Raw genomic sequence first — 20,063 nt, 5'->3', positions numbered from 1 at the left:
AGGACGGGGAAGGGAGAACGGCCATGCGCGTGTGCACCGTCTGCGCCCTCAAGGAGAACCATCCCGGAGTCACCATCGGGGACGACGGCGTCTGCAGCCTGTGCACCCTGGACTTCGCCGGCGAGCTGATGGAGAACTTCGCCTACACCAGCCGGGTCTTCGAGGAGTTCACCCGCAGCGGCCCCAACCCGCACGGCGACCACGACTGCCTCTTCATGTACAGCGGCGGCAAGGACAGCACCTACATGCTGGACAAGTTCGTCCACGAGTACGGCAAGCGCGTCCTCTCCTACACCTTCGACGTCCCCTTCGAGAGCGCGCACGCCGCCGAGAACATCCGGCTCGCCAGGGAGAAGATCCCGGCCACCTTCGTCGTCGACTCCGACGACGACAACATCAAGGCCATGATGCGCGAGGTCTTCAACCGGACCCCCGCCACACCCGGCAAGTACCTCGACGAGAAGCTGCCCTGCGTCTCGTGCCGCTCCTTCTTCGTCATCCGGGCCATCCTGTACGCCTTCCGCCACCGCATCCCCTACATCGTGCTGTGCGCCGACCCGCAGCAGATCCTCACCATGGAGTCGGACGTGCGCGAGGTGGTCCGGGGCTTCTACCGGACCTTCGGACGGGGGCTGACGGACGAGCTGTTCCGCGGCGAGCTCGAGGAGCTGCTCTTCGCCGACGAGGACGGACTGCCCCGGATCGTCTTCCCGTTCATCGCCATGCGCTACGCCTACGACCCGGACCGCATGGTGGCCGAGCTCAAGGCCAAGGGGCTGTACACCTCGTCGCCGATGGAGACCCACTGCACGCTCTTCCCGCTGCTCAACTACTACTCCTTCGCCAACTGGGACTGCATGTTCTACAAGCTCAACGCGGCCAGCCACCGGCGGTCCGTGCGGCGCGACGAGAACCACTCCCGGTCCACCTTCAGCATCACCTTCCCGCGCGCGGCCGACCTCCCCCTGATCGAGGAGCGGCTCAGGAGGGTCGTCCTCGACATCGCGGGCAACCGCGGCGACCCCGTCGCGCAGGAACGCGAACTCATCGACCTCTTCCGGCGGTTGGACGCCTCCGAGGACGCCGCGCGCTTCGTCGCGCACGGCTTCCTCGCCATGCGGAAGACCGCCGCGGACCTCGGCATCACCCTGCGGAGCACTGGGGCGGAGACATGACGGACTGCGACGTGGCGATCATCGGAATGGCCTGCCGGTTCCCCGGCGCCCCCTCCGTGGGGGCCTTCTGGGACCTCCTGCGCGAGGGCCGGGAGACCGTGCGCTTCCTCACCGACGGGGAACTGCCGGCCGCCGGCGCCGACCCGGCCGGGCAGACGCGCCCCGGGTTCGTCCGGGCCGCGCAGACGATCGAGGGCGTCGAGCTGTTCGACGCCGCCCACTTCGGGATCCCCGAGGACGAGGCGGAGATCCTCGACCCCCAGCACCGGCACTTCCTCCAGTGCGCGCTCGCCGCCCTGGAGGACGCCGGATACGACCCCGGCACCCACCCCGGCGAGATCGGCGTCTTCGCCGGCGCCGGCATGAACACCTACCTGCCCGGCAACCTCGCCGACCGGTACGCCACCGGCTCCACCCTCGGCCGCTACCGCCTCATGCTCGCCAACGACAAGGACTACCTGGCCACCCGCGTCTGCTACAAGCTCGACCTGCGCGGACCGGGCGTCACCGTCGGCACCGCCTGCTCCACCTCGCTGGTCGCCGTCCACCTGGCCTGCCTGAGCCTGCTCGCGGGGGAGTGCGGCATGGCGCTCGCCGGCGCCGTCCACCTGCGGATGCCGCAGGACGAGGGCCACCTGTACCAGGAAGGGATGATCTTCTCGCCGGACGGGCACTGCCGGGCCTTCGACGCCGCCGCGCGCGGCACCGTGCTCGGCAGCGGCGTCGGCGTCGTCCTCCTCAAGCGGCTCGACGAGGCCCTGGCCGACGGCGACACCGTGCACGCCGTCGTCAAGGGGACGGCGGTGACCAACGACGGCTCCGCCAAGACCGGGTTCACCGCACCCGGCGTCGAACGGCAGGCCGCCACCGTCCGCGAGGCCCAGCGCGTCGCCGGCTGCCCGCCCGGGACCATCGGCTACGTCGAGGCGCACGGCACCGGGACCCCGCTCGGCGACCCCGTCGAAGTCGCCGCCCTCAACCGGGCGTTCGGCCCCACCGGCGAGGGCCGCACGGTCCTGGGCTCCGTCAAGACCAACATCGGGCACCTCGACGCCGCCGCCGGCATGGCCGGACTGATCAAGACGGCGCTGATGCTCCGGCACCGCACCCTCGTGCCCAGCCTCCACTTCCGCACCCCCAACCCGGACATCGACTTCGCCGCGGGCCCCTTCCGGGTCGGCACCGAGACCGTCCCCTGGCCGGACGGGGACGGACCCCGCCGGGCCGGCGTCAGCTCGTTCGGCGTCGGCGGCACCAACGCCCACGTCGTCCTGGAGGAACCGCCCGCCGCCGCGCCCGCCCCCGGCCCGCGTCCGGCCGAGCCGCTGCTGGTCTCCGCCCGCACCCCCGAGGCCCTCGCCCGCGCCACCGGCGACCTGGCCCGCCACCTGCGGCGCCGCCCCGGACTGGAGCTCGACGCGGTGACCCACACCCTGGCCGCCGGCCGCCGCCACCACGTCCACCGGCGGGCCGTCGTCTGCGCCGACACCCGCGACGCGGCGCTCTCCCTCGCCATCCTCGACCCCGGCCGGGTGTGGACCGGCCGCGCCGACCAGCGCCCGGACGGCTTCGCCCTCGTCCTGCCCGACACCGCCGGCACGCCCGGGGCCGCCGAACTCTACGCGGAACAGGCCGACTTCAAGGAAGCCGTCGACGCCTGCGCCGAGCCGGCCGGGACCGGCCCGGCCGCCCTCCTCGCCGACCGGGCGACGGCCGCCTTCGTCGTGCCCTACGCGCTGGCCCGGGTGTGCCGCGCCTGGGGCGTGGCGCCGGCCGCGGTCGTCGGCTGGGGAACCGGGCGTACCGTCGCCGGCCGCCTCGCCGGGGTGCTCGGCTCCTACGACGCGCATGCCCTGTGCGCCGGGCGCCCCGTCGTCCCCGCGTGCGCCGCGCCACGGATCCCCGTGAGCCTCGGCGCGCGCTGGCTGCGGCCCGACGAGGCGGCGGACCCCGCCACCTGGACCCGGCCCGGCACCCGGGAAGCCGACCGGTCGCGGGCGGAAGCCCTGCTGAAGGAGGAGGGCCTGGTCCCCCTCGTCCTCGACCTCTCCGACGGCAGCGCCGCCGAGGTCCTGCTGACCGCCCTCGCCCGGGCCTGGACCCACGGCGCCGACGTCCGCTGGGAACGCTGGTACGGCCCCGGCCGCCGGCGCCGGGTCCCGCTGCCCACCTACCCCTACGAGCCGAGGCGCCACTGGATCGAGCCGCCGTCCCGCCGCACGTCCACGGACGCCCCCGACGACCTGCGCCGCCGCGTCGAGGAGGCCGGCCCGGCCGAACGCAGCGGAATCCTCCAGGAGTTCCTGCGCCACCAGGCCGCCCGCCTCCTCGAACCGGAGGATGGTCGGCTGCCCGGCGTGGACGACGACCTCGGCCGCTTCGGGGCCGACTCCCTCGTCCTCATCGACATCGTCGCGATCCTTGGCACCGCCCTGGGCCGCGACCTCACCTCCTCGTTCGACGACCCGCCCACCCTCCGCGGCCTCGCCGACCAGGTGGCCGCCTCCTGGCGGAAGGGATGAACGAAGCCGTGAACGGTTGGCCGATCACCGGCACCGGCGCCGTTGCCGCTGTCGGCTCCGGGACAGCCGAGGTCTTCGCCGCCCTGTGCGCCGGCCGCGGCGCACCGCGCCCGGTACGGGCCTTCGACACGAGCCGACTGCGCACTCGGCATGCCTACGAGATCACCGACCGGCCGCAGCAGCCGGCGGCCTGGCTCTGCCGGGCGATCGCCGAAGCCCTCGCGCAGGCCGGTCTGCCGGACGACCTGCCGGACGTGCCCGTCCTCGTCGGCAGCGGCCTGCGCCACCTGCGCGTGGCCGAACGTGCCTGGTCGGCCGGGCCGCCGCCCGACCCGCACTTCGGCCGCGTCCTGCGCGAGCGCTTCGGGGCCTGCGACACCCACACCTTCGGCGGCGCCTGCTCCGCCTCCCTCTACGCGCTCGCCCTCGGCGCCGACCTGCTCGCCACCGGGCGCGCGGACACGGTCGTGGTCGCCGGGGCCGACACCATCACCGCCGGCATGTACGCCCTGCTGGACCGTGCCCAGCCCGGTGCCCCGCGCGAGGTCCGCCCCTTCGACCGCGACAGCAGTGGGCAGCTGATCGGCGATGGAGCCGCCGCCGTCGTCCTGCGCCGCCCGGGCGTGGGCCCGGCGCGCGCGGTGCTGCGCTCCGTCGGGCTGCACTGCGACGCGGGCCACGTCACCGCGCCGTCCGCGGACGGGCTCGTCACCGCCCAGCGCCGGGCCCACGAACGCGCCGGCATCGTGGCCGGGGACGTGGACCTCGTCCACGCCCAGGGCACGGGCACGCCGCGCAACGACCACGCCGAGGCGGAGGCATTGAGCCGTGTCTTCGGGCCGGGGGGCAGGGGTCCGCTGATCGCGGCGGTGGAAGGGATGACCGGGCACACATCCGGTTGCTCGGGGCTGCTCAACACGGTGCTGGCGGTCGAGTGCCTGCGCACCGGCCGGGTGCCTCCAGTCGTCGGTCTCGACAAGCCCATCCCGGCGGCCGAAGGGCTGCGCTTCAGCAGGGGGGAGCGGGCGGAGCCCGTGCACGTCCAGGTCAACTCGTTCGGCTTCGGGGGAGTCAACGCCGTCGCGATCCTGGGGAGGGCGGCGTGACGGTCGTCACGGGTACCGCGACGGTCCACGGCCAACAGCTCGTGCACGACCGCGCGTTGCGCTTCAAGGACCGCGCGACCCGGCTCGCCGTCGCCGCGGCCGGGGCCGCGCTGACGGACGCGGGACTGCTCGACGACGGCGCCCTCACGGTACCGGGGGCGGACGTCGGTGTCGTCGTGAGCTCCAACCTGGGCTCGCTGGACACGGTCTGCCGGGTCGCCGGTGCCCTCGACCGGGTCGGCCCCACCGCCCTGCGCACCGTGGACCTCCCCAACGCGGGCAGCAACGCGGCCGCCTCCAACGTGGCCATCCGCTACGGCCTGCACGGTATCAACCTGATGCTCTGCAACGGTGTCACATCCGGGCTGGACGCGGTCGGATGGGCGGAGCCGGCGCTGGCTGCGGGGCGGGCCCGGTACATGGTCGTCGTCGGCGTGGAGCCCGCCGATGGCGTGGTGTGCCAACTGATGGGCGGTGTCCGGATGCTGGACGGGGCGGCAGCGCTCGTCCTGGAGCTCCCGGCGACCGCCCGGGAGCGCGGCCGTCGCGCCCGGGCGGTGCTGAAGGGGTACGCGCGGCGACGGGACGCGGCGACGGCGATCAAGGCCGTGGCCGCGCCCGGCACCCGGTTTGGGCTGTGGCTGCCACCTGAGTCCGCCGTGGACGGGACCGGAAGTACCCTTGCGGAATCCGGACGATCCGCCGTGACCAGGCAGTTCCGCCCCGCGCCGTCGGAGAACGGATCGGAGTGGCCGGGCGCGGGCCGGGTCCCCCGTCGTGCGGGAGCCGCCGTGCCCCGGGTGGGGGCCGGGCGGACTCCCCGTCGGGAGGCGGACGTTGCCGGCCTGCCGGGCAGGGATCCGTGCCCCCGGGCGACGCCTCCAGCCGCCGTCGTCCACGACCTCGGCCGCACTCTGCCGTCGGCCTCCGGGGCCTTCGGGGTGTTCCAATGCGTGGCCGCCACCGCCTGGTTCGCCGCCGGGCCGCCGGACGGCGTGCCCCTCACCGCGCTCGCCGTGGCCGGCGGCGGGAGCGCGGACGACGCGGCGTCGGCCGTCCTGCTCGTCGCCGCGGCACTGTACGACGGCGTATCGAAGGGAGAGGTATGACGCAGGTCCTGATCACCGGTGCGGGTGCCGTGTCCGGCCTCGGCGTCGGCGTGGAGGCCATGTGGCGGGCCCTGTGCGCGGCGTCCGGGAGCCCGCCGCGGCGGGCCGCCGACCCCGGCGCCCGGATGCCACTGCCGCTGATCCACCTGGCGCCCGCCGAGGAGGGCCCTGAAGGCCGGGCCTCGCGGCTGGCGCTGATGGCGGCGCGGGAGGCGGCCGCCGACGCCGGGCTCGAGGACACCCACCGGGCGCGCTGCGCGGTGGTCATGGGAACCGGCGGCGGGAACGCCGACCTCTGGGAACGGCCACTGGACCCCGGCCTGCCGGACCTCCCGGTGTTCACGGTCGCCTCGGTGGTCGCCGCGGCGCTGGGTGCGGGCGGCGGAGCGACGTGCGTCAGCAACGCCTGCTCGGCGGGCGGGTTCGGCCTCGGGATGGCGGTGGATATGATCCGCTCCGGGGAGGCGGACGTCGTCGTGGCCGGGGGAGCCGAGGCGTACAGCCGGGTCGCGCTCGGCTGCTTCAACCGCATGCGGGCCGTCGATCCGTACGCCTGCCGCCCGTTCCACCGCGACCGCGCGGGCACCATCTTCGGCGAGGGTGCCGCAGTCCTCGTCCTGGAATCGGCCGAGCACGCCGGGCGGCGCGGTGCGCGCCGTCATTACGCGACGCTGGCCGGCTCCGGCTGGAGCTGCGACGCCCACCATCTGACCGCCCCCGACCCGGACGGCGTCCAGATCCGCCGGGCTATGACGGACGCGCTCGCGGAAGCGGGGGCGCCGGCGGACTCGGTGGGGTGCGTCGTGCCGCACGGCACGGGCACGCGGCTGAACGACGTCGTCGAGAGTGAGGCCCTCGGTGCTGTCTTCGGCGAGCGGCTGGCCCGGCTGCCGCTGTACAGCCTCAAGGCCCTGATCGGCCACACCGCCGGGGCCGCCGGCGCGCTCGGCGCCGTCGCGGCAGCTCTGGTACTGGACCGCCGCACTATGCCGCCCAACGTGCCGCTCGGCGCGGACCAGGACCCCAAGTGCCCGGTCCACCTGCCGCAGGACGGCCCGACACCACTGATGGGGCGTCATGTCATGGTCAACGCCTTCGCGTTCGGAGGGAACAACGTGTCCCTGGTCCTGGAAGGGCGGACGTCGTGAACGGGAACGGTCTGGTGGTGACCGGCATCGGCGTCGTCTCGCCCCGGGGCGGCGACCCGGCCGCTCTCGACCTGGAGGGCGCCGCCCCGGCCGACGACGCGTGGTTCGATGTCGCGGCCGAACTGGGCCCCCGGGGCTACAAGTACGTTCCGCCGTCGTGTCGTTACCTGCTCGCCGCCACCCGCCGGGCCGTCGTCGACGCGGGCGACCCGCTGGCCGGGGTGCCGGAGGCGGAGCGCGGCATGGCCCTCGGCACCAACAGCGGGATCGCCGCCCTCACCGACGCCATGGACGCGACCGTGACCGGCCCGGGCGCGGAGCGGCTCAGCCCGGCCACGGCACCGTATTTCTCCATCAACACGCTCGCGGGCCGCGTCGCCATGGCCCACGGCGTCAAGGGCTGGAACCTCACCCTCACCTCACCGCGCACGGCGGGCCTGGAGACTCTGCTCGCCGGAGCCCGCGCGGTCGCGGCCGGCCGCTCCATGCTCCTCCTGGCGGGCTCCACCGAGGCGGCCAGGCCCGCCCACCGCCCGGCCCGCAGCGGCTCCGAGGCGGGCGCGGTGGTGTTCGTCCTGGAACCCCGGCCGAGGGCCGCTGCCCACTACGGCACGTGCCGCACGGTCACCTTCTCCCTCCCGGCCGCCGAGCAGCGGCTGGAGGAGTTGCTGACCCGCTTCCTGAAGAACGCCCCGGCCCCCGAGGCCGCCCTCCTGATCACCGACACGTTCCCCCTGGCCTCGGCCCTGGCCGAGCACCTGCGCCACCGCGTGGGCGTCGCCGCCGACACCGTCCCGGCCCCTGCGGGGACCCTCCTCCCCATGCTCCACCTCTCCCGCGCCCTCTCCCGCCCCGGCCCCCCGCGCCTCCTGGCCGCCATCAGCTCTCCCGGATCCTGCGCCCTGACACTGGTCCATCCCCGCCAACCGCCCGACGACACAAAGGAGTCAGCGTGAACACCAACAGCACCGTCATCGAACTCGAGGACCTGCGCGGCACCATCGCCGAGCTCCTCGAACTCGACCCGGAGGAGGTCACGGACGACGCCCGCTTCGTCCAGGACCTCGGCGTCGACTCCCTGCTGGCCCTGGAGATGCAGATCGTCCTGGAGGAGCGGTACGGCGTCCAGCTGACGGAGACGGACCTGGCCGAGGCGACGTCGTTGCGGGCGACGTACGACCTGGTCACGCGGAAGGCCGCTGCGGTCGGCTGAGCGAGCACCCTCAGCCCCGGACAGGTCAGGCCCTGACCTGTCCGGGGCCTTCTGTCCCTGCGCGCACGCCCGGCAGCGGGACTACCGTGGGGCGCATGGAGATCATCGTCGTGTACGAGCTCGACCGGCCCGGTGCCGCCGAGGCCCCGGTGCGCCGGGTGCACGCGGCGCCCGGCGCCCCGGGGACACCGTCGTCCCCGGGCCCGCGGACCTTCTGCGGCAAGGACACCTTCGCCATGGGGAAGGCTCCCTGGCGGCCCGCGGAGCATCCGGACGCGCCCTGGTATCCGCCGGAGTACGCCGACCGGCTCTGCGAGAGCTGCGACAGCGCCATGGAGGACGAAAGCTGACGCGCCGCCGAAATCTGGCCGATTCGCCCCTTTTCCCGCCGGTCCGCAACGGACACGTTGGTCTCGGTGAGGTCACCGGGACCAAGGGGATGGACGAGGAGCGTGGGCATGCCGGACGACGCGACGCGGAGCTACTACGAGTCCAGTGACGTGGACGCCTTCTACGACGCCGTCTGGGGCGGGGAGGACATCCACACGGGGATTTATGAAAGAGAAGGGGAGCCGGTCGCCGAGGCGTCGCGGCGGACCGTGGAGCGGCTGGCCGGGCGGCTGGGGATCGGCCCCGGGGCGCGGGTGCTGGACCTGGGGTCCGGCTACGGGGGCACGGCCCGGTACCTGGCCGGGCGCTTCGGGTGCCGCGTCGTCGCGCTCAACCTGAGCGAGGCGCAGAACGAGCGGCACCGCCGGGTCAACGCGGAGCGGGGACTGGACGGACTCGTCGAGGTCATCACCGGGTCGTTCCACGATGTGCCGTACGGCGACGGGGAGTTCGACGCGGTCTGCTCGCTGGAGGCGCTGTGCCACAGCACGGACCGGGGGCGGGCGCTGAGCGAGGCCGTGCGGGTCCTCGCACCGGGCGGGCGGCTGGCGTTCACCGACATCATGGCCGCCGAAGCCACACCCGCCGGCACACTGCGGCCGGTCGTCGCCCGGCTCGGGGTGGACGAGCTGGCCACACCCTCCTTCTACCGGGACGGTCTCGCCGGGCTCGGGACGGACGCCATCGGATTCGACGACCACAGCGAACAACTGCTGCACCACTACGTCCGGCTGACCGAGGAGACCGGGGCCCGGAAGGCCGAGCTGGGCAAGGTCATCAGCGCCGACTACCTGGAGCAACTGCTCGCGAACCTGCCCCTGTGGGTCGACGCGGCCCGCGCCGGGCGGCTCCGGTGGGGCATCTTCCACGCCCGGCGCTCCTGAAACGGCGCTGGACGCCACGGGGGAGGCTCCGCCACCATGCCGCCTGCGAGGGCTGCACCACGCCCTCGGAGCCAAGGAGTCGGAGCCGATGCGAAGAATCCTCCGCGGCCTGGTCGCCGGCGCGGCCGCCGTCCTGCTCGCCGTGCCCGCCACCACCGCGCAGGCACGCCCGGAGACCGAGGCGCCACCGGAGTTCGTCGCCCTGCGGGACACGGACCCCACCGTCCTCCAGGAGATGCGCTACCTCACCCGGCACAACTTCACCGGCGAGCGGATCGACGGCTACCGGCAGCCGCTGTGCATCCTGACCCGGGACGCGGCCGACGCCCTGCGCCGGGCCCAACGGGCCTTCCTCAGGAAGGGCTACGCCCTCAAGGTCTACGACTGCTACCGCCCGCAGCGCGCCGTCGACCACTTCGTCCGGTGGGCGAAGGACCTCGACGACCAGCGGATGAAGCCCGAGTTCTATCCGCGCGTCGACAAGACGAGGCTCTTCGACGACGGGTACATCGCCGCCAAGTCCGGGCACAGCAGGGGCAGTACGGTGGACCTCACCCTCGTCCGGCTGCCAGCGTGGCCCACCCGCCCGTACATCCCGGGCGAGCCGCTGAAGTCCTGCTACGGGCCCAAGCGCGACCGGTTCCCGGACAACTCCCTCGACATGGGCACCGGCTTCGACTGCTTCGACACCCTCTCGCACACCCTCGACCCCCGCGTCGTCGGCGAACAGCGGAGCAACCGGCTGCTGCTCAAGGACGGCCTGGAGAAGGCCGGATTCAAGAACCTTCCGGAAGAATGGTGGCACTACACGTACAAGCCGGAGACGTTCCCGGACACGTACTTTAACTTCCCGGTCACCCGGCGGTCCCTTCCGCCGGCCCGCTAGCGTCCCGCTCCGGCTCGTCCTCGCGCAGCCCGAACCGGTCGTGGAGGCGGCGCAGCGGGCCGGGCGCCCACCAGTTGGCCCGGCCGGCCAGGCGCATGAACGAGGGCACCAGCACGGCGCGGACCAGCGTCGCGTCCAGGAGCACCGCCAGCGCGAGGCTGACGCCCAGCAGTTTGAGCAGTGTCACGCCCGAGGAGGCGAAGATGAGCAGGAGCGCCGCGACCAGGACGGCCGCGGCCGTGATGATCCGGCCCGTGTGCTGGAGACCGAATGCCACCGACTCCGCGTTGTCGCCGGTGGCGAAGTAGCGCTCGCGGATCCGGGAGAGCAGGAACACCTCGTAGTCCATGGAAAGCCCGAACGCCATGCAGAAGGTCAGGATCGGGATGGTCGTGTCCAACATGCCGGTGTGCAACGGGCTGCCCACTAGGAACGAGAGGTGACCCTCCTGGAAGACGAACACCATCGCCCCGAACGTGGCGGTGAGGCTGAGGGTGTTGAGCGCCAGTGCCTTCACCGGCATCAGCACGCTCCCGGTGAACAGGAAGAGCAGTACCAGGGAGGAGCCCACCACGATGCCGATCGCCAGTGGAGCGGCCCGGGAGACGGCCGCCGTGCCGTCCTTGAGCTCGGCGGCCCGTCCGCCCACCCACGCCCGTGCCGCCTCGCCGGGCGGTGCTACCTTCCGCAGCTGGCCGACAAGTTGGGTTCCGGCGGACGAGTCCTGCTCCACCGAGGAGACCACGAAGAGCAGGGTGTGCCCACCGCTCATCAGCGTTGCGGCGGCGGGGACCGGGTCCTGGACCCGGCGCCCGGCCAGATAAGTGCCGGTCGTCGTGGTCACTCGCCGGACATCGCGCACCGCGGAGAGCGAGCGGGCGTAGGACTCCAGGAGCCGGTCCCGGTCGTGGCCCACTCCTTCCACTACGACCGGGACGGTGTGCAGCGCATCCGCGTCGAACCGCTCGCGCAGCAGCTGTGCGGCGCGGTGCACCTGGGCATCGGCGGGCAGTGTACGGTCGTCGACGAGGCCGGGGGAGATCCCCGTGAACGGGGACGCGAGGGCGGCCAGCAGCACCACCACACCACCGCCGTAGAGCACTGGACGGCGCATCACCGCCGTGGCGAACCGGTACCAGCGCCCGCTCTCGGAGGCTGTGTGCGGCGCCGGGCCGCGCAGCCGGGCGAAGACGTCGTAACGGTTGACCCGATGGCCCAGGACGGCCAGTAGCGCGGGCAGGACGAGGACCGCCCCCGCCGCTGCGGACAAGATCACCACGATGCCGCCGTAGGCGAAGGACCGCAGGAAGAACTGGGGGAAAACCAGCAGGCCGACGAGGGACAGGGCCACCGTGAGCGCGGAGAACGCGACCGTCCGCCCGGCCCTGCGCATGGTCGGGCCCAGGGCCTCCTGCACCGTGGCACCGGTGCTCAGCTCCTCCCGGAAGCGTGCGAGGATGAACAGGCTGTAGTCGATGGCGAGTCCGAGTCCGAGCGCGGTCGTCGAGTTTATCGAGTACACCGAGATCGACACGGTGCCCGCCAGGGCGTTCACCACGGCTCGGCCCACCAGGATCGACAGCAGTGCGATGACCAGGGGCAGGGCGGCGGCCACGGCGCTGCCGAAGAACAGCAGCAGGAGGACGAGGGTGACCGGTGCGCTGATCGCCTCGGCGAGCAGCAGGTCGTGGGCGGTGCGCTTGCCGACCTCTGCCAGCACCTGCGCGGGGCCGGCCGCCATGACCGTCAGCCCCTCCGCGTGCCGCCGGATGTCCGGCACCAGCCGCTCGGCGGTCTTCGCCTGTGTGTCCTCGTCGCCGCGCAGGGAGATGGACACAAGGCCGATGGAGGCGTCGCGGGAACGCATCGAGGTGGCGCGCCCCGCGGTCCAGTACGAGGTGGCGGCCCGCACGCCCGGGGCCCGCTCGGCGCGCCGGGTCAGTTCGGTGCCGAGGGAGGTCATCGTCGCCGAGTCGACCGGTCCGGCGCCGCGCAGCAGGAGCACCAGGTCGTCGTCGGCCGAGGGGAAGTGCTCGGACACCAGGCGCCCGGCGCGGGAGGACTGCGCGCCGGGGTCGGAGAGCCCCCCGTGGGCCAGCCGGTGCTCCACGCCCAGGCCGCCGATCCCGGCCAGGACGAGGAGGACCGCGCTCACCCACAGCACGGCCACGCGCCGCCGGTGCAGCGACGCGATGACGCGGTCGAACATAAAGGGCCTCCCTGGTCCGGATGGTTCGGGGTGTCGCGTTCCGGGGTACCGCACGGACCCGCTTCCTGTCATCACCGCAACTCTCCGGTGTTTCAAGCCTGTTCGATTGATGGGCCGGGCGCTGGGCGGTGATACTGGCTCCCACGCGGTGACTTGAGACGAAGTGGGGCTGATGGAACAGCAACATGCGCTGCTGGAGCTGCTTGACCTCGACGCGGTGCCCGACCCCGGCTGCGGGGAGCACTTCCTCGGGCGGCCCGCCCTGGAGCAGTCCTCCCCGGTCTACGGAGGGCACTTGGCCGCCCAGGCGCTGGCCGCCGCCGGCCGCACGGTTGCGGGCGGGCTGCGCGCACACTCCGTGCACTGCTCCTTCATCCGGCCCGCTGCGCCGGGCATCCCCTTCGACTACCGGGTCGAACGGGTGCGCAGCGGCGCCGCCTTCGCCACACGGCGCGTCTACGCGGCACAGTGTGGCCTGGAGGTGTTCGCCCTCACCGCCTCCTTCCACCGCGGTCGGCCGGGGCTCGATCACCAGGACGAAATGCCGGAGGTCCCGAAACCGGAGGATCTGCCGACCTACGAGGAGCGGCTGACCGCGTCGTTCGGCGAGCCCTTCCAGTCCCTCGGAAAGCCCTACGAGCTGCGCTTCGTCGGGCCGTTGAGCTTCGACGCGGAGAAGGATCCATCGCTGTCCTCCCCTTGGACGCGGATCTGGGTGCGCGTCAAGGATGAGCTGCCCGCGGAGGCGACGGCGGACGACGCGCACCTGCTCCACGCCTGCCTCCTAGCGTATCTCACCGATGTCACCATGATGGAAACCGTACTGGTCCGGAACGGCATCTCCTGGCTCCGGGTCACTGGCAGCAGCATCGACCACATGGTGTGGATCCACCGCCCCTTCCGTGCGGACGAGTGGCTGCTGTGCGCCCACGAGACGCCGGCGGCCTCCCGGGGGCGCGGGCTGGTCCTTGGCCGGGTCTTCACCCAGGACGGCACTTTGGTCGCCACGCTCGCACAGGAGGGCCTGATCCGCCTGAACGACAGCTTCGGAGAGCCCGGTTGAGAGCCCCCGCGCCCGGAGCACGGGAGCTCTCAACCGGCTGCTACAGCACCAGACCGCCGGCGATCTCGATCACCTGGCCGGTGATGTAGCGGGCCCGGTCGGAGGCGAGGTAGCACACCAGGTGCGCCACGTCCTCCGGGGAACCGAACGAGCGGCTGGGGATCAGGGACTTGAGGTACTCGGCCTTGTCCCCGGGCACGGCGTCGGTCATGTCGGTCTCGATGAGCCCAGGGGCGACCGCGTTGACGGTGACGCCCCGGCCGCCGATCTCCTTGGCCAGCGCCTTGGTGAAGCCGGCGATGCCGGCCTTGGAGGCGGAGTAGGCGGTCTGCCCGGGGATGCCGTGCACACCCGAGTAGGAGGTGAGGTTGACGATGGCGCCCCGGCCCTGTTTCGCCATCGGCAGCACCAGCGGCCGGGTGACGTTGTACATGCTGCCCAGGTTGGTGTCGATGACCTCGTTCCACTGCTGCGCGGTCATCCGCGCGAACAGGGTGTCGCGGGTGACCCCGGCGTTGTTGACCAGGACGTCCAGCCGGTCCAGGGCCGCCAGGGCCTCGGTGGCGAAGCGCCCGGCCTCCCCGGCGTCGGCCACGTCGGCGTACAGCGGGACGCAACGCCGGCCGGGGTGGGCGTCGTTGAGCTCCTTGGCGAGGGCGCGGGCCCGCTCCTCGCCGTGGCGGTAGCCGAAGACGACGTCGGCGCCCTGTTCCACGGCCAGCCGCACGACCGCGGCGCCGATGCCCCGCGATCCGCCGGTGACGACGACGCCGCGGCCCTCCAGGGGAAGGTTGTCCGTCACTGGCCGCTCCGGGACGCCGGCGCGGGCGGCCGGGACTCCTTCTTGCGCCGCGCGGCCTCCTCGCGCAGCTCGCGGTAGCGCTCCTCGGCGAACAGGGCGGAGAACATCGGGGCGTAGAACGCGCCGTCGCCGACCAGCTCGATCCGCTCCGGGGTGATCTCCGCGTAGCCCCGCCCGGCCAGCACGTCCCAGATGGTGGCGAACTTCTCGTAGATGTCGAGGCCGAAGGCGGCACGGTACTGGACGCGGTCGACCTCTCTGCTGATGAGGCTGCGGAACAGTCCCATCAGCAGGAAGTCCTCGGGCGTGTGCCGGTAACCCCGCTCGACGGGGAACCGTCCCGCGTCGACGGCTGCCTTGTACTGCGGCAGGCTGCGGTGGTTGATGAACGACCAGGAACGGCCGGGCGGCAGTGCGGGACTGCCGAAGAAGGTGATCGCCGCGTAGCCGAGCCCGAGGGTGTCCACGTGGCCGAAGCGGGAGTAGCCCTCGCGGAAGTCCCGGGCCGCGGGGTCGCCGGGACGCCGGAAGTTGTACGTCGACAGCTGCTCGTAGCCCTTGTCGAGCAGGAAGTCCCGCCCCGCCCGGTACATCTCCAGGTTGGCCAGCGTGCTGGGCAGCTCGTGGAAGCGGTTGAGCGCGAAGTCGGTCGGGCCGCCGACGTTCAGCTCGTAGTGGGTGATGTCGTACACGTCCCACGAGACGAGCGTCTCCAGGTCCTCCAGCATGGTGTCGACGGTCTGCTGGGGCCAGCCGAAAATGATGTCGACGTTGGCGGCCAGGCCGAGTTCGCGGGCCCACTCCAGGCTCTGTATGACGTGCTTGGTGGTCTGCTTGCGCCCGCTGAAGCTGTTGAGTCGTTCGTTGACCTGCTGGACGCCCATGCTGATCCGGTTCATCCCGGAGTCGCGTATGGCCTCCATCTTCGCCCGGGAGAAGAGCTGGGGGATGCCCTCCAGGGTGAGGTCCGCCGACTCCGCGATCTCCGGGAACAGGCTCCGCGTCATGTCCATGATCCGGTGGTAGACGGGGGCCTTGTAGAGGTTGGAGGTGCCCCCGCCGAAGTACGCCCCGACGAGGACGGTGTCCTCCATCTGCTCCCGGTACATCTCGGCTTCGCGTTCCACGTAGCCGTAGTAGTTCTCCAGAGCGGCGTTGCCCTGGAACTCCTCGACGGGGAACAGGCAGTAGCCGCATTTGCCGGGGTCGGTCTGGATGCAGTACGGGACGCCGATGTACAGGAACACCGGGGATTTGCCGTTGGTCTCGCGCAGACTGCGGCGGTCCTCGCCGATCTCGTCCAGGGGCACGGACAGTTCGTTCCAGTACCGCGGGGACGGGAAGCCGTGCTGGATCTTGTTGACCTGGCGTTCGCCGAGGTGGTGGTCGAGGTAGCTGTTGACGAAGTCGGTGCTCAACACGTCGCGGGCACTTCCCCTCTGGGTGGGATCTGCCGGGTGTGGGGGTGGGGGCGGGGCTCAGGCGCCGGCCGGGTCCGCCAGGATCACCTGGTGGAGGAGGTACTCCGCCAGTTCCTCGATGCTCTGGTACTCCAGCGCTTCCATCGCCTTGAAGCGGAAGTCGAGCTTCTCCTGGATGCGGCGCTGGAGTTCGGTGATGGACAGGGAGTCCAGGCCGATCTCCAGCAGGGCCAGGGAGGGATCGAGGTGGTCGAGGTCGATCTCCAGCTCGGCCGACATCCGCCCGAGGGTGTCGGTGATCTCGTCGGTGAGCCAGCCGATGACCGCCTGGCGGCGTTCCCCGGCCGCGAGTGGCTCGATGCGGTCCCGCAGTTCCTGCCGCGAGGCAACGCTCTCCCGGGAGTCGCCGTCGGCCGGCGCGGCCGGGACCGCCGAGGGGTCGGTCAGCGAGGCGATCCGCCGGAACTCGACGTCGTCGAGGTCCGCGAGGATCCGGCCGGTCTCGTCGAGGACGCGCAACCGTGCCGTGAACGCGGTCCCTTCGGCGTTCGGCCGCAGGCGGACATGGCCCCAGACCTGGTCGGGCAGCGGGCCGCGCAGCGCCATCCGGCCCACCCCGACCGGGATGTAGGCGCCCTTGGCCGCGCCTTCGCGCGCCGCGGCGGCGGTCAGGTGCAGACAGCCGTCGAGCATGGTCGCGAACTGGTGCCGGTGACCGACCCGTGCCGCGCCGTCGGGAGCGGCGGTGATCCGGCCGAGCGCCTGGTCCCCGGCCTCGTCGAGCCACAGCTCGCGGACGGTGGAGAAGCTCGCGCCGTACTCCATGCCGTCCTCCCGCAGCAGCCCGTAGAGCTTGCCGGGTGCCAGCACGGTGGACATCGCGGCCCGCAGTTCCTCCGGGCGCGTTCCGGAGCCGTTCTGCGCGGTGGCCGGGCCGACCTTCCCCTGGCAGTACCGCGGCGGGCCGTCGCCGTCGCCCCCGGCCACGGTGAACCGGAAGCGCGTGGGACCGCCGTTCTCCTCCAGGTCCACCCGGACGCCGGTGGGCCTGGCCGGGGTCAGGACGAGCGGCCGGACGAAGTCGACGTCGGTCAGTTCGACGGGCGCGGATCCGTTGCCGTTCGCCGAGGCGTACGCCTCCACGGCCAGCTCCAGATAGCCGGTGGCCGGGAAGACCGTCGACCCGAGGACGCGGTGGTCCGCCCACGGGGTGCCCGGCTGCAGTTCGTGCCGGTGGACGGTCCGGACGGGCTCCGGCCGCGGCTCGGCCGCGGGGGGCGCCGGGGTCCGCCGCGGAGCCGGCTGGGCCGTGCCGTCGCGGCCGGCGTCCGGCTCGGGCGTCACCCAGTACCGGTCCTTGCGGAACGGGTACCGCGGGGCGGACGAGGTACGGCGGTGGCGCGGGCCCCGGTAGAGGGCGGGCAGGTCGACGGTGGCGCCCGCCGTGAACAGGGCGCCCGCGGCGGCCAGCAGGTTGCGCACGTCCCGCCCGTCGCGCCGCAGCGTGGGGATTACCGTCACGCCGTCGCCGAACGCCTCGGGGACGTACGTCCGCAGAGCGGGATGCGGGCCGATCTCGACGACCACCGTGCAGCCCAGGCCGGACACCGCGCGCAGGCCGTCGTGGAACCGGACGGGCCGGCGGGCGTGCCGGCTCCAGTACTCGGGCCCCTCCGCGCCGGTCAGGGCCTCGCCGGTGACGTCGGAGAACACCGGGACCGCCGGGGCGGACGGGCGGAGCGCGGCGGCCGCCTTGGCCAGTTCGGGCAGGATCGGGTCCATCAGCGGCGAGTGGAAGGCGTGGGACGTGCGCAGCCGGGTCGTCCGGCAGCCCTGCTCCCCGGCGAGGCGCGCCACCTCGTCCACGGCCTCCGCCCGGCCCGAGACGACCACGGCGCGCGGTCCGTTGACAGCGGCCACGGAGACGTCGGCCTCCCGCCCGGACAGCCATCCCCGGACGGTCTCCGGGTCCGCGCCGATCGCCAGCATCACGCCTTCGCGCGGCAGTTCGCCCATGAGGCGGCCGCGCACCGCGCTGAAGCGCGCCGCGTCCTCCAGGGGGAGCATGCCGGCGACACAGGCCGCGACGATCTCGCCGATGCTGTGCCCGACCACCGCGTCCGGTACCGCCCCCCAGGAACGCAGCAGTTCGGCGAGGGCGTACTCGACGGCGAACAGCGCCGGCTGGGCCAGCCGCGTGTCGTCGAGGGTCTCCGGGGGCTGCTCCTCGAAGAGCAGCCGCTTCAGCGGAACGGGAAGTTCGGCGTCCAGGACGGCGGCGCACCGGTCGAGGGCCTCGGCGAACGCCGGTTCGTTCTCGTACAGTTCACGGGCCATGCCCGGGTACTGCACGCCCTGGCCGGTGAAGACGAAGGCCGTCTTCGCGGGCCTGGCCGGACGGCCGGCGACGACCGACGGAGGGGTGCGCCGGGTCCGCCACAGCCGGAGGTCGTTGGCCATCTCGATGCCGCTGCGCCCGGTCACCGCGAGGCGGTGGCGGAGTGCGGCGCGCCCGGCGGCGGTGAAGACGGCCGGCGGCAGGGTCTCCCGGTCGGTCCGGGAGAGGTGCTCCGCCCAGCGGTCGGCCAGATCGTCCAGGGCCTCGGGGGACTTGGCGGACAGCACCAGCAGTTCGGCCGGACGCGGCTTCGCCCCGCCGGTGACGGGCCGCGGCAGCGGTGCCTCCCGCAGGATCGCGTGGGCGTTGGTGCCGCTGTAGCCGAAGGAGTTGACGGCGGCCAGGCGCGGGGTGTCGCCGCGCGGCCAGGGCACGGGCTCGGTGGGGACCTCCACCGAGGCGCCGTCGAGGTCGATCTTGGGGTTCAGCCGGTCCAGGTGGACGCTGGGGTAGATGGTCCCGTGGTGCAGGGAGAGGGCGGCCTTGGCGATGCCGAGGAGGCCGGCGGCGGATTCGGTGTGCCCGAAGTTGGTCTTCACCGAGCCGACGTGCAGCGGCCGGTCCGCGGTGTGGAACCGGCCGTAGGCGTTGGCGATGGCGCTCATCTCGATGGGATCGCCGACCGGCGTCCCGGTGCCGTGGGCCTCGACGTAGTCGACCTGGGAGGGGTCGACGCCGGTGCGGGAGAGGACGGTGCGGATCACCTCCTCCTGGGTCCGGCCGTTGGGGGCGGTCAGCGCGGGGGTGTGCCCGTCGTGGTTGATCGCGGTGCCGATCACGCTCGCCAGGATGGGGTCGCCGCGCTCCTCGGCGAGCGACTGGCGGCGTACCAGTGCGGCCACGCAGCCCTCGCTGCGGACGTACCCGTCCGCCTTGGCGTCGAAGGCGCGGCACTGCCCGCTGGGGGAGAACAGCCCCAACTTGCAGAAGGCGACGTGGATATGGGGGTCGAGGATCAGGTTGACCCCGGCGACGATCGCCGAGTCGCACTCACCCGTGAGGATGGACTGCCGGGCCAGGTGCAGGGCGACCAGCGACCCGGAGCAGGCGGTGTCGACCGCGAAGCACGGCCCCCTCAGATCCAGGAAGTGCGCGATGCGCCCGGCGCTGATGCTGTTCGCGTCGCTCATCGCGTCGTAGGCGGTGACACCCTTGAGTCCCTCGGTGTCGTGCTTGAGGAAGCCGTAGGTGTTGCTGTTCATCAGGGCGACGAAAACGCCGGTGTTGCTGCCCCTGAGCTCCTCGGGGTTCTGCCCGGCGTGCTCCAGGGCGTGCCACACGGTCTGCAGGAGGAGGCGGTGCTGCGGGTCCATGCGGACCGCCTCGGCGTCCGAGATCCCGAAGAAGGCCGCGTCGAAGCGGTCGACGTCCTCGACGAAGCCGCCGTGGCGGATATAGGTCTTGCCGGGGGCCAGGGGATCGGGATCGTAGAACGCGTCCACGTCCCACCTGCTGGGCGGGATCTCCTCGACGCAGTCCCGGCCTTCCCGCAGAACGGTGTGTATGTCGTCCAGCCCGTGCACCTTACCGGGGAGTGTGCATCCGATCCCTACTAACGCGATGGGCTCAGCGGCCATACCACTTCTCCTTCGGCGGTGGGGGACGGCGCTGTCCGGCGGCCCGACGGGGCCGCGACCTGGGACAGCCATCAGTTGCGGAGCGTCACACGTATCTCTGCCGAGCTCTCGGACCCCGGCTCACCGCGGCTCCGCGCACAGGTGTTGGCCGAATTGGATT

15 protein-coding genes are annotated in these 20,063 nt (G+C 72.8%); 11 read left to right on the top strand and 4 right to left on the bottom strand.

Annotated features, from left to right (window positions below):
- Window positions 1–23 precede the first annotated feature (23 nt).
- From I5Q34_RS07730 to I5Q34_RS07685, 10 genes are all read left to right on the top strand, one after another.
- The gene (locus tag I5Q34_RS07730; protein ID WP_199891435.1) at window positions 24–1,175 is read left to right on the top strand and encodes an OzmP; all 1,152 of its coding nucleotides are present in this window, start codon (window positions 24–26) and stop codon (window positions 1,173–1,175) included.
- On the top strand, window positions 1,172–3,697 hold the full coding sequence (locus I5Q34_RS07725; protein ID WP_199891434.1) for a type I polyketide synthase: 2,526 nt from the start codon (window positions 1,172–1,174) through the stop codon (window positions 3,695–3,697). The genes I5Q34_RS07730 and I5Q34_RS07725 overlap by 4 nt, the downstream gene beginning before the upstream one ends.
- An 8-nt stretch (window positions 3,698–3,705) precedes the next feature.
- The gene (locus I5Q34_RS07720) at window positions 3,706–4,803 is read left to right on the top strand and encodes a beta-ketoacyl synthase N-terminal-like domain-containing protein (RefSeq protein WP_277965428.1); all 1,098 of its coding nucleotides are present in this window, start codon (window positions 3,706–3,708) and stop codon (window positions 4,801–4,803) included.
- Complete coding sequence (locus tag I5Q34_RS07715) at window positions 4,800–5,912, top strand: beta-ketoacyl synthase N-terminal-like domain-containing protein (RefSeq protein WP_199891432.1); 1,113 nt, start codon at window positions 4,800–4,802, stop codon at window positions 5,910–5,912. The genes I5Q34_RS07720 and I5Q34_RS07715 overlap by 4 nt, the downstream gene beginning before the upstream one ends.
- The gene (locus I5Q34_RS07710) at window positions 5,909–7,060 is read left to right on the top strand and encodes a beta-ketoacyl synthase N-terminal-like domain-containing protein (protein ID WP_199891431.1); all 1,152 of its coding nucleotides are present in this window, start codon (window positions 5,909–5,911) and stop codon (window positions 7,058–7,060) included. The genes I5Q34_RS07715 and I5Q34_RS07710 overlap by 4 nt, the downstream gene beginning before the upstream one ends.
- Window positions 7,057–8,016: a beta-ketoacyl synthase N-terminal-like domain-containing protein gene (locus I5Q34_RS07705; RefSeq protein WP_199891430.1), complete on the top strand. Its 960-nt coding sequence runs from the start codon at window positions 7,057–7,059 to the stop codon at window positions 8,014–8,016. The genes I5Q34_RS07710 and I5Q34_RS07705 overlap by 4 nt, the downstream gene beginning before the upstream one ends.
- Entirely contained in the window at window positions 8,013–8,273 is a 261-nt protein-coding gene (locus I5Q34_RS07700; protein ID WP_199891429.1) for an acyl carrier protein, read from the top strand. Before I5Q34_RS07705 ends, I5Q34_RS07700 begins: the two co-directional genes overlap by 4 nt.
- Before the next feature lie 95 nt (window positions 8,274–8,368).
- Window positions 8,369–8,623: a hypothetical protein gene (locus tag I5Q34_RS07695; protein WP_199891428.1), complete on the top strand. Its 255-nt coding sequence runs from the start codon at window positions 8,369–8,371 to the stop codon at window positions 8,621–8,623.
- 108 nt (window positions 8,624–8,731) lie between these two features.
- Window positions 8,732–9,547, top strand: coding sequence for a cyclopropane-fatty-acyl-phospholipid synthase family protein (locus I5Q34_RS07690; RefSeq protein ID WP_199891427.1), 816 nt, complete (start codon window positions 8,732–8,734; stop codon window positions 9,545–9,547).
- A gap of 88 nt (window positions 9,548–9,635) precedes the next feature.
- Entirely contained in the window at window positions 9,636–10,433 is a 798-nt protein-coding gene (locus I5Q34_RS07685; RefSeq protein ID WP_199891426.1) for a M15 family metallopeptidase, read from the top strand.
- Here I5Q34_RS07685 and I5Q34_RS07680 read toward each other — a convergent pair.
- The gene (locus I5Q34_RS07680; protein ID WP_199891425.1) at window positions 10,402–12,642 is read right to left on the bottom strand and encodes an MMPL family transporter; all 2,241 of its coding nucleotides are present in this window, start codon (window positions 12,640–12,642) and stop codon (window positions 10,402–10,404) included. The genes I5Q34_RS07685 and I5Q34_RS07680 overlap by 32 nt on opposite strands.
- Window positions 12,643–12,814: 172 nt before the next feature.
- Between I5Q34_RS07680 and I5Q34_RS07675 the strand changes: the two genes are divergently transcribed.
- Entirely contained in the window at window positions 12,815–13,705 is an 891-nt protein-coding gene (locus I5Q34_RS07675) for an acyl-CoA thioesterase II (RefSeq protein ID WP_199891424.1), read from the top strand.
- A gap of 40 nt (window positions 13,706–13,745) precedes the next feature.
- Here the strand turns inward: I5Q34_RS07675 and I5Q34_RS07670 are convergent, their stop codons facing one another.
- From I5Q34_RS07670 to I5Q34_RS07660, 3 genes are read right to left on the bottom strand one after another with little or no spacing between them, the layout of a single operon-like run.
- Window positions 13,746–14,507 carry an SDR family NAD(P)-dependent oxidoreductase gene (locus I5Q34_RS07670; RefSeq protein WP_199891423.1) on the bottom strand — a complete coding sequence of 254 codons (762 nt, stop codon included), beginning with the start codon at window positions 14,505–14,507 and terminating at the stop codon, window positions 13,746–13,748.
- A complete protein-coding gene (locus I5Q34_RS07665) occupies window positions 14,504–15,928 on the bottom strand; it encodes a coproporphyrinogen-III oxidase family protein (RefSeq protein WP_199891422.1) in 1,425 nt (474 codons plus the stop codon). The genes I5Q34_RS07670 and I5Q34_RS07665 overlap by 4 nt, the downstream gene beginning before the upstream one ends.
- A gap of 57 nt (window positions 15,929–15,985) precedes the next feature.
- Window positions 15,986–19,903: a type I polyketide synthase gene (locus I5Q34_RS07660; RefSeq protein WP_199891421.1), complete on the bottom strand. Its 3,918-nt coding sequence runs from the start codon at window positions 19,901–19,903 to the stop codon at window positions 15,986–15,988.
- Window positions 19,904–20,063 lie beyond the last annotated feature (160 nt).

The sequence above is a fragment of the Streptomyces sp. AV19 genome, from assembly GCF_015999245.1.
Taxonomy (GTDB): Bacteria; Actinomycetota; Actinomycetes; order Streptomycetales; family Streptomycetaceae; genus Streptomyces.
Note: the sequence above shows the minus strand (reverse complement) of the source record. Positions and strands in the feature narration are given on the sequence as shown.